We start from the raw sequence: 11,434 nt of genomic DNA, 5'->3' as shown, positions 1-11,434 counted from the left end.
GGACCAAGGTCCACACCCACAACAGGTCGATCACGGGTCCGGCATCTGTCCCAGGCTCAACTGCCACGACACGCCGTAGCGGTCCTGCACCCAGCCATAGCGGTTGCTGAAATCGTAGTCACCCACCGGCATCAGCCAGTGCCCGCCCTCGCCCAGCACGCGCGCGGCGCGTTCGAACTGTTCGGCGCCGGAGCACTCGACGAACAACGAGATCGACGGGCTGAAAGTGAAGTCGTGCACATCCAGGCTGTCGAAGCACAGGTAGTGGGTGCCACCGAGCAGGAAGATGGCCTGGCGCACCTGCCCGGGTACGCCGGCACCGGGCCCCTCCGGGTGCCGTTGCAGGGCCAGCAGGCGGAAATCGGCAAAGGCCTCGGCGTACAGGGCCAAAGCGGCCTCGGCCTGGCCGGTGAACATCAGGAACGGACGGCTGCGCAGCATGCGGTACTCCCGGTCGACGGGCCGATGACGGCCTACGCGATCAGCATCGCACGGCCCATGTATGCCTGCTGTAGAGCCGAGCCCATGCTCGGCTGGCGACCACGCAAACAGCAGCCGACCATAGGGTCGGCTCTACAGGAAATTCGGCGACCGCAGCCGACCGTGGGGTCGGCTCTACAACGGCAATCACGCCTCGCGCATGCGCCGTGCGATGGCACTGCCAGCGGCGATCGTGGCCGTCAGCGCCACCATCGACAGGAACTGCAGGCGGGTATGCGCCTCGCTCAGCAGCAGGCCGAAGATCAGCGCCAGGATGCCCAGCGCGCACACCGTCAGCCACGGGAAACCGGCCATGCGGAACGGCAGGCGGGTGCCAAGGCGGTCGGCACGGCGACGCAGCACCAGCTGCGAGACCAGCGACAGCGTCCACACCAGCAGGCAGGTGGAACCGACGATGTTGAGCAGGACCGGCAGCACCCGGTCCGGGAACAACAGTTCCATCACGGTGGCGGCGAAACCGAACAGCACGCTGGCCAGCACGGCGATCACCGGCACCTGGCGCGGATCGGTCCAGCCCAGCACCGCCGGCGCTTCGCGGCGCTGGGCCAGCGAGTACATCATCCGCGAGGCGCCGTAGAGGTTGGCGTTGAGCGCCGACAGCAGCGCGATCACCGCAATCAGCGTGATGGCGGTACCGGCGCCCGGGATGCGGGCGATATCCAGCACCGCGGCGAACGGCGACTTCAGCGCCTCGCTGGTCCACGGCACCACCGCGATGATCACGCTCAGCGAGCCGATGTAGAACACCAGGATGCGCCAGGCCACAGTGCGGATGGCACGGGCGATGCTGCGTTCGGGATCTTCGGTCTCGGCTGCCGCCACCGCCACGATTTCGGTGCCGCCGAAGGCGAACACCACCACCAGCAGCGCCGCGCCGATACCGGCCAGGCCCTTCGGCGCGAAACCGCCGTGTTCGGTGAAGTTGCTCAGGCCCGGTGAGGTGACCTGCGGCAGCCAGCCCATCAGCAGCGCCACGCCGATGGCAATGAAGGCCAGGATCGCCGCCACCTTGAGGATGGCGAACCAGAATTCGAACTCGCCGAAGTTCTTCACCCCGAGCAGGTTGATGGCGGTGAAGAACAGCATGAAGGCCAGCGCCGCCATCGGCACCGGTATGGCCGGCCAGACGGTGGCCAGCAGCCCGGCCGCCCCCACCGCCTCGGCGGCGATCACGATCACCAGCTGCACCCACCACAACCAGCCGACGGTAGCGCCCGCAGTGGCGCCCATGGCATCGGCGGCATACACCGAGAACGCGCCGCTGGTGGGTTTGGCCGCCGCCATCTCGCCCAGGGCGTTCATCACGATGATCACCAGCGCGCCGGCGACCAGGTAGGAGACCAATACCGCCGGACCGGCCGCCTGCACACCCACGCCCGAGCCGAGGAACAGGCCGGCGCCGATGGCGCTGCCCAGCCCCATCATGATCAGCTGGCGCGGCTTGAGCGAATGCCCGAGGCGGGACGATGAAGCGGACGGAGTCGAATTGGGCATCGGCGGGGCTGGCGGCGGCTACAGGGGCGACACCTTACCCTGTCCCACGCCTGCACGGATAGGCGCAGCGCAGCAGGTGGCTCAGGCCAGCGCAGGCTCGCCGACGTTGCCACCGATACGGGCCCGGTAGGCACGGGGCGAGAAACCGGTTTCAGCCTTGAACTTGCGGGTGAAGGCGCTCTGGTCACTGAAACCGCAGGCCTGGCCGATGCAGGCGATGCTGTCGTCGCCATGCAGCAGGTGCATCGCCATCTGGATCCGCAGCCGGGTCAGCACCTGCTGCGGGGTCATCTGGAACACCTTGCGGAAGCTGCGCTCAAGCTTGGACAGCGAAAAGCCGGTGATGTCCAGCAGGGTCTGCATCCGCACGTTCTCGGCGTAGTGCGCGTTGAGATGGGCCAGCGCCAGCCGCAGCTGCTCGTACTGGCTGCCCAGGCTGTCCTTCTGGCCGAGGTCGCGGGAAATGCCGATCAAGCCCTCGATGGCCCCATCGACCACCAGCGGGCGCTTGCAGGTCAGGCACCAGCCCGGTTCGCGGTTGGCGAACAGATGCAGTTCCATCAGGTTCTCGATGACCTCGCCGGACAACACGCGGGCGTCCTGGTCCACGTAGTCCGCGCTCAACCCGGTCGGGTAGATCTCTGCTGCGGTGCGCCCGATCACGTCCTTGCGCGCGCGCAGGCCCAGCCGCCGCAGCATGGTCTGGTTGACGTGGGTGTAACGCCCCTGGCGGTCCTTCATGAAGAACAGCACGTCCGGGATGGCGTCGAACAGGGCTTCGATGTCGGTGGGCTCGACTCGCATGCGGCAAGCATACCCGAGCCTGCTTTTGCCCGTACGTTCACCCGCGGCGGACCCTGGGTTAACGGCCATGGGGCGACTGTCAGTCTTTCTTTGTCCTTCGATCCCGGAGCTCCCGATGGCCGCCAGCAAGCAGACCGGCAAGCGCGCACCCACCCCGTCCCCCAGCCAGCGCCGCGGCGAAGGCGACGAACTGCATCTGCACGCCGGCGGCACGCACCCGCCCATGACCACCGCCCAGGGCATCCCGGTTGCCGACAACCAGAACTCGCTGCGCCAGGGGCCACGCGGCCCCACCCTGCTGGAAGATTTCATCCTGCGCGAAAAGATCACCCACTTCGACCATGAGCGCATTCCCGAGCGCATCGTGCACGCGCGCGGCAGCGCCGCCCATGGCTACTTTCAGTTGACCCGGTCGCTGGGCAAGTACACACGCGCCCGCGTGCTCACCGAGGTGGGCACGAAGACGCCTGTGTTCACCCGCTTTTCCACCGTGGCCGGCGGTGCCGGTTCGGTCGACACCCCGCGTGACGTGCGCGGCTTCGCGGTGAAGTTCTACACGCCGGAAGGCAACTGGGACCTGGTGGGCAACAACATCCCGGTGTTCTTCATCCAGGACGCGATGAAATTCCCCGACCTGGTGCACGCGGTGAAGATGGAACCGGACCGCGCGTTCCCCCAAGCGGCCAGCGCGCACGACACGTTCTGGGATTTCATTTCGCTGATGCCCGAATCGATGCACATGATCATGTGGGCGATGAGCGACCGCGCCATTCCGCGGTCCCTGCGCATGATAGAAGGCTTCGGCGTGCACAGCTTCCGCCTGTTGAACGAGGCCGGCGATTCCACCTTCGTCAAGTTCCACTGGCGGCCGAAACTGGGCATCCAGTCCACCGTCTGGGACGAAGCGCTGAAGCTGCAGGCCGCCGACAATGACTTCCACCGTCGCGACCTGTTCGAGGCCATCCAGCGCGGCGACTTCCCCGAATGGGAACTGGCCGTGCAGCTGTTCAGCGAGGAAGACGCCGAAGCGTTCCCGTTCGACCACCTGGACCCGACCAAGATCATTCCCGAATCGCTGGTGCCGCTGCAGGTGATCGGCAGGATGGTGCTGGACCGCTGGCCGGACAATTTCTTCGCCGAAACCGAGCAGGTGGCATTCTGCCCGGCCAACGTGCCGCCGGGCATCGACTTCAGCAACGACCCGCTGCTGCAGGGGCGCCTGTTCTCGTATCTGGATACGCAGCTGATCCGGCTGGGCGGCCCGAACTTCCACCAGATTCCGGTCAATGCGCCCAAGTGCCCCTTCGCCAACCACCAGCGCGATGGGCACATGCAGATGCAGGTGCCGAAGGGGCGCGTGGCGTATGACCCCAGTTCGTTGGAAGACGACAGCCCGCGCGAGACGCAGGCTGGTTTCCGCAGCCACGCCACGGCCGACGACGGACGCAAGGGGCGCACCCGTGCAGAGAGCTTCGCCGACCATTACAGCCAGGCGCGCGCGTTCTTCCGCAGCCTGGAAAAGCCCGAGCAGGCACACCTCGCCTCGGCGCTGGTGTTCGAATTGTCGAAGGTGGAAACGCTGAAGGTGCGCGTGCGTACGATCAGCCATCTGCGCAACATCGATGAATCGCTGGCCAAGCGCGTGGCCGACGGACTGGCGCTGGCAGACCTGCCCGAACCCGCGCCGACCGCAACGCCGGCACGCGACATGCCCGCCATTCCCGAAGTGCGCATCATCGGCCGTACCAAGGACACGCTGCAGGGGCGCTGCATCGGCATCCTGTTCGACGAAGGCTCGGATGCGGGGTTGATCGCCAGCCTGCGCAAGGCCGCGCAGAAGGCCGGCGCCGAGGTGAAGCTGGTCGCGCCGAAGGTGGGCGGCGCGCGCCTGAGCGATGGCAAGGTGCAGGCCGCCGACGGCCAGTTGGCCGGCACGCCGTCGGTGCTGTTCGATGCGGTGGCGGTGGTGCTCAGCGCAGACGCCGCCAAAGGGCTGGTCAAGGAAGCGGCCGCGGTGGAGTTCGTCAGCCATGCCTGGGCCCATCTCAAGGCGATCGCCTGCGATGCGGGTGGCCAGGCGCTGTTGAAGGCCGCGCGCGTGGGCAACGATGCCGGCATCGTCGAGGCCGAGGACGCCAAGGGTTTCCTGGCTGCCGCGGCCACCCGCCAGTGGGCGCGCGAACCCAAGCTGCGCCTGCTGGCCTGAATCATCCTTCCCGGAGAAACGACATGTCCCAGGGTGACAAATCTGCCTACACCGACAAGCAGAAGCGCCAGGCCGAACATATCGAGGAAAGCGAGCGCGCGCGCGGCGCGAGTGAAAGCACCGCCGAGCGCATCGCCTGGGCCACCGTCAACAAGCAGGATGGCGGTGGCAAACGCAGTGGCAGTGGCCGCAAGAGCAAACGCTAGCGAACGGCGCGTCAGCCCGGCAGCGCCCTCACCCAGCTGGACACCACGGTGGCGGCCGCGTCGGTGCGCGCCTGCAACAGGAAGTGCGGCCCTTCCAGGGTGACATGCCGGGCGTCCGGCAGCAGCGCCTGCAGTTCGGCCACACTGGGCGGCCACAGCAGGCGGTCCTGGCGGGCCTGCAGACACAGCGTCGGCACCGCGATGCGTGGCAGCGCCTGGCGCGCATCCACGCGCAGGGTGGTTGCGGCGCGCTGGCGCAGTGTGGCTGCAGGCACCTGGGCCAGCGCCAGGCGCAGCTCACGCAGGGTCTGCCGGCTGCGCCAGCGCCCCAGCAGCAGCTGCGACAGCAGCAGCAACGGTGGCATCGGCCAGGCGGGCGCGAGCAACGCCGCACCTGCAGCCGGAACCGGCAAAGGCCTGCGCGCGAAGGTGGTGCACAGCGCCAGTCCGCGCAGCGCGGGTGGCGCCTCGGCCGCCAACTGGATGGCCAGCGGGCCGGCGAACGATTCACCCAGCAGCACGAACGGCTGGCAGGGCAGCTGCGGGCGCAGCAGTTGCAGCAGGCTGGCGTAGTCCTGCGGGCCGTTGCTGGGCAAGGCCAGCGCGCGGGTGGGCACACCGTGCGCCCGCACGGCGGCCAGGAAGGCGACAGACAGCTGGCCGGTGCCGTCCAGCCCCGGCAGCATGACCAGGCAGGGCGGCACCGCGCCGGTCAACGTGGCGCCCCAGACGCGGGTGCGGCCGGCGCGGGCGTGCGCACCGCCACCGGCAGCGCCTGCAGCGTGCGCACCGCTGCGATTGGAATGGCTTCGGCACGCCGCTGCTGCGGCCACCAGACGAACAGGAAAGCGCTGCTGGAGCCCAGAAGGCGGGCACTGCCCGGCAGCGGTGCCGGGTCGCCGTTGAGTTGCAGGCGGATCACCTCGCCCTTGCCATGACTTCGGATCTGCTGCCCGCGCACCTGCACGTAGTTGGCCGCGCCGATGGCCATGAAAGCGGCCACGGCCAGGGTCATCGCCGTCAGGGGCCGCAGCCGATGCCCTCCCAGCTGGTCAGGAACGAACGCCGGAGCAGCACCCGCCAGATCCAGCTGCGTCCACGCAGCTGCTCCAGCTTGGCGGCATTGCGCATGCGCAGCGTTTCCGGCCAGCTCGCCACCAGCACCACCAGCAGCCCCAGCGCCAGCAGCAGCACATAGGCGGGGTCGCGGATACCGGCAACCAGGAAATCACTGGGCTGCATGTAGTCCAGGATCGACAGCTCGAACCCGCGGTAGAACCAGAAGCTGCACCACAGGCCCAGTGCTGACACCAGCAGATAGGCCACGCTGAACAGCAGCGCCGGTTCGCGGCGCATGCGGCGCACCATCTGCATCACCGCCGAATCATCATCACCGCCGGTCAGCGGCAGCATCGACCAGTCGGTCGGTCCTTCCGGTGGCGCGACGGCGGCCACCTCCATGCCCTGCACCCTCGGCACGTCGCCATAGGCGCCTTCTGGTTCCCTGCTGTCCATGCCACCCCCTTTTCCGGCGAGCATCGCCGAAAAAGGGGGCGTGCGGTAGCCTACCGGTCAGGCCGCGCGCGCCACCGCGGCGCGGGCAGCAGCGCCCTGCTCCAGCTGAAACACCGACACCGAGGTGGTCAGCGCATGCGCCTGCTCTTCCAGCGCGCGGCTGGCGGCGGTGGCTTCTTCCACCAGCGCAGCGTTCTGCTGGGTCACCTGATCCATCTGCACCACCACCTGGTTGACCTGCTCGATGCCAGCCGCCTGTTCCTTGCTGGCCGCGGCGATATCGCTCATCAGCTGGGTAGTGCGCGAACTGGCCTGGGCCACGCGGGCGATCGCCGCTTCGGATTCAACGGTCACCGCCAGGCCACTTTTCACCTTCGCAGCGGCATCTTCGATCAGTTCCTTGATCTCCTTGGCGGCCACACCGGCACGTTGTGCGAGCGTGCGCACTTCGCTGGCAACCACGGCAAAGCCACGGCCCTGCTCACCGGCACGTGCGGCTTCCACTGCGGCGTTCAGCGCCAGGATGTTGGTCTGGAACGCAATGCCGTCGATCACCGTGGAGATTTCCGAGATGCGTGCCGAGGACTGATCGATCTCACCCATGACCGAGGCCATCTGTGACATCGCCTGCTCGGTCTCGCGCACCGCGGCACCGGCCGCATGCGCTTCGCTGTCAGCCTGGCGGGCCAGCTCGGCATTCTGGCGCACGGTGGAGGTCAGCTCTTCCATCGATGCAGCAGCTTCTTCCAGATTGGCGGCCTGCTGCTCGGTGCGGCGCGACAGGTCATTGTTGCCGGCGGCCAGCTCCTGCGCCGCGTTGTTGATGCTGTCGGCAGCCACCTGGATGCCACGCACGATACCGGTCAGCTGTGCGGTGGTGGTGTTGGCATCATCGCGCATGCGCGCGAACACGCCCTCGTAGTCGCCGTCCATGCGTGCGGTCAGGTCGCCATGCGAAATCGCGCGCAGCACGTCGGAGACATCGGCGATGCTGGCCTGCGAACTGGCCATCATGCCGTTGAGGTGCTCGACCATCGCCTTGAACTGGAACTGGAACGCAGCGGCATCGCCACGCATGCTGAAGTCGCCGGCACGTGCGGCGCGGGCCAGTTCATCGATCTGCGCGTTGATCGCCATCAGGCTCTGCTTCACCGCGGCCAGGGTGCGGGTCAGCGCGCCCTTCTCACCCGGGTACTCGGGCAGGTCACGACTGAGATCACCGATGGCGTAGCGCTGCATCACCTCGGCCATCAGCAGCTCCACCTGCACGTGCGATTCGACCAGGCTGTTGGTGGCCTGCACCATGCGCCCGAAGTCACCGGGGAAGGCGCTGGCATCCATGCGGTAGCGGATCGCGCCGGCCTCGTGCTGTTCGGCCATCTGCAGCTGCGCGCCGATTGCCGCCTGCACACTCTGCCGCACGCTGGCCATCGCCTCACCCAGCTGGGTCAGTTCGTCACGCCCACCCAGACGGAATTCCTGGTCCAGCTGGCCCTTGGACAGGCGTTCGGCCAGGTTCACCGCGCGTGCCAGCGGGCCGGTCAGGCTGCGCCCGATCATCACCGAGGCCGCGATGCCGACCAGCAGTGCAACACCGCCCAGCACCAGCAGCTGCAGCAGGCTGCGCTCGCCCAGGCGGATCGCCTCGGCGGCGGCAGTACGGCTTTCCTTCTCTTCGAAGTCCACGCCATCGGACAGCGCCTTGTTCCAGCCGTTGGCCGCTTCCTGCACCGGGCCCAGGGTCAGCGCCACTGCGCCCGGATAGTCGCCATGCTCCATCAGGTCGCTGGTCTGCTTGTTCAGCGGGCGTGCGATGGCACGCTTGGCGGCAATGGTTTCAGCGAACGCCTTGCCTTCGGCATCGCTGGGCAACGCCTGGTAGGCACTCCAGCTGGCTTCGTAGCGCTTGACCAGGTCGGCGATGCGCTGCTCGTCGTGGCCACGGTCTTCGCCCTGGCGGATCAGCATCTCGCGGCGCACCACCATCATCTGGTTGTTGGCATCGAGCATCTGCGACAGCAGCCGCACTTTGGCCACACTGACATCGACCACCTGCTGCATCGCGCGCTTCTGCACCACGCTGGCGGTGGCGCCGGTGGCCACCACGGCGGCAACCAGCAGCAGCAACAGGCCAAAGCCCAGCCCAAGACGCCAGGCAACCCTGACATTCCTCAAGAAATTCATCGGTACATCCAAAACGGGGGGATGCGCCCGTATCGGCCGGCCCACCGGCATTCTTGATCGGCCACCCGCACACCCGTCGGCAGCCGTTCACCTTGGTGAGGCCACGTGACGCGCTTCTGCGACAAGGGCCTGCACCGCGCAGAGACGGACCTGCTCATGCCGGCATCAGGTTGCTTTCACGGGGGCTGCGCAGCCTCTGCGGGCAGGGTGGAGCGGCCATCTGCCGGAGACGCCCATGCCCGTACACCGCCCCGCCCTGCTCGCCCTTTCCCTGCTGGTGTCGCCCGCCTTCGCGCAGGTGCCGCCGCCGGCCCCGTTGCCGGAGCCCATTGCCGAGAAGGCCGGACCCGATATCGCGGCGCGCTCACCGCTGCACGCCCAGGTGCTGCTGGATCGCGCCAATTTCTCCCCGGGCGAGATCGACGGTGAAGTCGGCAGCAACCAGCGTCGCGCCGTGGCCGGCTTCCAGGCCGCCCACGGCCTGGCAGTGAGCGGAGAGCTGGACGACAGCACCTGGAAGGCCCTGCAGGCCGATACGGTCGTGCCACTGGCCAGCTACACGCTGACCGCCGAGGACGTGGCCGGGCCATTCGTCGCCGTTCCGAAGACGCCCGCTGCGCAGGCAAAGCTGAAGGCGCTGGGCTACAGCAGCGTGGAGGAATCACTGGGCGAGCGATTCCATGCCTCGCCCGAGCTGCTGAAGGCACTCAATCCTGGCGTCGATCTGGCCAGGGCCGGTAACCGCATCCAGGTGCCCAACATCGCAGCGGGGGCCTTGCCGAAGGCGGCGAAGATCGTGGTCGACAAATCCGATTCCACCCTGCAGTTGCTGGATGCGCAGGGCAAGGTGATCGCACAGGTGCCGGTCTCGTCAGGCAGCCAGCACGATCCGCTGCCGATCGGCGAATGGAAGATTCTCGGCGTGTATCGTGACCCACCCTTCCACTACAACCCCAAGCTGTTCTGGGATGCGCGCAAGGGCGACAGGAAGGCCACGCTGCCGCCCGGCCCGAACAATCCGGTCGGCCGGGTCTGGATCGATCTGTCCAAGCCCCACTATGGCCTGCACGGAACGCCGGTGCCGGGCCATGTCGGCAAGACCGAATCGCATGGCTGCGTGCGCATGACCAACTGGGATGCGCTGCGAGTGGCCGATGCGGTGGACACCTCCGTACCCGTGCTGATGCAGGAGTGAGCCGATGCGTCTTTCGCAGCTGATCGTGCTGGGCGTGCTGCTGGGTGTGGGACTGGGCTGGTGGCTGCGCCGCGATGCCGCTGAACCCAGGGCGGCGTCCATGCCTGCAACGCCACTCACCGTGATGGCAACGCCGACGGCGGAAGCGACCACAGCGAGCGCGCCGCTGCCGGCCAGCCTGGATGAAGCACCGGGCGGCCTGCTGTTGCCGGTGCAGGGCGTGCTGCCCTCGCAGCTGCGCGATACCTTCACCGATGCCCGCAGCGAAGGACGCGTGCATGATGCGATCGACATCATGGCCGATGCCGGAACGCCCGTGCTGGCCGCGGCCGACGGCACGGTGGAGAAACTGTTCGACAGCAAGCGCGGCGGGCTGACGATCTACCAGTTCGAACCCAGCGGACGCTGGTGCTACTACTACGCACATCTGCAGCGCTATGCCGATGGCCTTGCTGAGAAGCAGATGATCAAACGCGGAGACGTGATCGGTTACGTGGGCAGCACCGGCAATGCCAGCGCCGAGGCGCCGCACCTGCATTTCGAGGTGCACGTGCTGGGCCCTGAAAAACAGTGGTGGAAGGGCGAATCGATCAATCCGTATCCGCTGCTGAAGCCGGCAGCTTCGACGGCAGGCGCCGCCAGCGCCACAAGGTAAAAGTGAACACTGCCAACGCAGCCCCTGGAATCAGCAGGAACAGCGCCGCCACTTTCCAGAAGAAGAACGGCCACAACCAGATGTAATCCAGGTTGGTCAGCTTCAGCAGATCCAGCGGCGGCTGCAGCTCGATGTCTGCCGCGCGCCCCGCGAGCGCAGGGTCCACCTCCAGCACGGTTGCCCGCAGCCATGAACGGCCGCGCGGCAATGCATCGCCGCGGCCATAGCCGAAATAGGACGCCGTGAGGCCGCTGGATTCAACCGATGCCAGCCTTCGGTCGATGCCCTGCCCGGCCACACCCGAACGCTCTCCCGCGCGGAAGTCTCCATGATCGGTGGGAGTATCGATGCGCAACAGCACCTCGGGGTCAGTCTCTGTACCGTCCGCGGCATAGCGCAGGCGCAGCCGCAGTTGGTCATCGATGAGGCGGTAGACGGTGATCTGGGCGGTTGCGCCAGGACTCAGCATCAGCGGCACCGTCTGCGTACGCGAGGCCAGGGCATTGGCAGCGGCGCCCAGCGCCAACACCACGCAGGCAATGCCCCACAGGCTCCACAACACCCACAGGGCGATGCGCACCACGGTCTCGCCTTTCACGCTGACATCCGGGTCATCACGGCGCTTCCCTGCTGGTCTTGTCGACACAGTAACGAAAAAGCCCCGCTTTCGCGGG

12 protein-coding genes are annotated in these 11,434 nt (G+C 67.4%); 4 read left to right on the top strand and 8 right to left on the bottom strand.

What is annotated here, in order from left to right; translation table 11 throughout:
* Positions 1 to 30 precede the first annotated feature (30 nt).
* From AC5YGJ_RS17575 to AC5YGJ_RS17565, 3 genes are all read right to left on the bottom strand, one after another.
* Positions 31 to 441: a VOC family protein gene (locus AC5YGJ_RS17575; RefSeq protein WP_107231196.1), complete on the bottom strand. Its 411-nt coding sequence runs from the start codon at positions 439 to 441 to the stop codon at positions 31 to 33.
* Positions 442 to 627: 186 nt separating this feature from the next.
* Positions 628 to 1,995 (bottom strand): amino acid permease, encoded by a 1,368-nt coding sequence (locus tag AC5YGJ_RS17570; RefSeq protein ID WP_249843213.1) that lies wholly within the window; start codon positions 1,993 to 1,995, stop codon positions 628 to 630.
* Between the two features lie 81 nt (positions 1,996 to 2,076).
* A complete protein-coding gene (locus tag AC5YGJ_RS17565; RefSeq protein ID WP_107231198.1) occupies positions 2,077 to 2,799 on the bottom strand; it encodes an AraC family transcriptional regulator in 723 nt (240 codons plus the stop codon).
* Positions 2,800 to 2,914: 115 nt separating this feature from the next.
* Here AC5YGJ_RS17565 and AC5YGJ_RS17560 point away from each other — a divergent pair, with 115 nt between their 5' ends.
* Positions 2,915 to 5,005 (top strand): catalase, encoded by a 2,091-nt coding sequence (locus AC5YGJ_RS17560; RefSeq protein WP_249843212.1) that lies wholly within the window; start codon positions 2,915 to 2,917, stop codon positions 5,003 to 5,005.
* Positions 5,006 to 5,028: 23 nt separating this feature from the next.
* Positions 5,029 to 5,211 carry a hypothetical protein gene (locus AC5YGJ_RS17555; RefSeq protein ID WP_249843211.1) on the top strand — a complete coding sequence of 61 codons (183 nt, stop codon included), beginning with the start codon at positions 5,029 to 5,031 and terminating at the stop codon, positions 5,209 to 5,211.
* A gap of 11 nt (positions 5,212 to 5,222) precedes the next feature.
* Here AC5YGJ_RS17555 and AC5YGJ_RS17550 read toward each other — a convergent pair whose 3' ends face one another.
* Genes AC5YGJ_RS17550 through AC5YGJ_RS17535 form a run of 4 tightly spaced genes read right to left on the bottom strand, consistent with a single transcriptional unit; the run spans position 5,223 to position 8,910 of the window.
* A complete protein-coding gene (locus AC5YGJ_RS17550) occupies positions 5,223 to 5,927 on the bottom strand; it encodes an alpha/beta fold hydrolase (protein ID WP_496187272.1) in 705 nt (234 codons plus the stop codon).
* Positions 5,924 to 6,226: a hypothetical protein gene (locus AC5YGJ_RS17545; RefSeq protein WP_496187271.1), complete on the bottom strand. Its 303-nt coding sequence runs from the start codon at positions 6,224 to 6,226 to the stop codon at positions 5,924 to 5,926. Before AC5YGJ_RS17545 ends, AC5YGJ_RS17550 begins: the two co-directional genes overlap by 4 nt.
* A gap of 5 nt (positions 6,227 to 6,231) precedes the next feature.
* The gene (locus AC5YGJ_RS17540; protein ID WP_496187270.1) at positions 6,232 to 6,726 is read right to left on the bottom strand and encodes a hypothetical protein; all 495 of its coding nucleotides are present in this window, start codon (positions 6,724 to 6,726) and stop codon (positions 6,232 to 6,234) included.
* 57 nt (positions 6,727 to 6,783) lie between these two features.
* The gene (locus AC5YGJ_RS17535) at positions 6,784 to 8,910 is read right to left on the bottom strand and encodes a methyl-accepting chemotaxis protein (protein ID WP_249843208.1); all 2,127 of its coding nucleotides are present in this window, start codon (positions 8,908 to 8,910) and stop codon (positions 6,784 to 6,786) included.
* A 235-nt stretch (positions 8,911 to 9,145) separates the two neighbouring features.
* On the opposite strand from AC5YGJ_RS17535, the gene AC5YGJ_RS17530 reads away from it, so the two are divergent.
* Positions 9,146 to 10,105 carry a L,D-transpeptidase family protein gene (locus tag AC5YGJ_RS17530; RefSeq protein WP_409460342.1) on the top strand — a complete coding sequence of 320 codons (960 nt, stop codon included), beginning with the start codon at positions 9,146 to 9,148 and terminating at the stop codon, positions 10,103 to 10,105.
* Between the two features lie 4 nt (positions 10,106 to 10,109).
* Complete coding sequence (locus AC5YGJ_RS17525; RefSeq protein ID WP_496187269.1) at positions 10,110 to 10,760, top strand: M23 family metallopeptidase; 651 nt, start codon at positions 10,110 to 10,112, stop codon at positions 10,758 to 10,760.
* Here AC5YGJ_RS17525 and AC5YGJ_RS17520 read toward each other — a convergent pair.
* Positions 10,696 to 11,358, bottom strand: a complete 663-nt coding sequence (locus AC5YGJ_RS17520) for a hypothetical protein (protein ID WP_496187268.1) — start codon at positions 11,356 to 11,358, stop codon at positions 10,696 to 10,698. The two genes, AC5YGJ_RS17525 and AC5YGJ_RS17520, sit on opposite strands and share 65 nt — an antisense overlap.
* Positions 11,359 to 11,434: the final 76 nt, after the last annotated feature.

This window comes from Stenotrophomonas sp. CS3K5, assembly GCF_059515225.1.
This window is presented reverse-complemented; position numbering and strand designations above follow the sequence as displayed.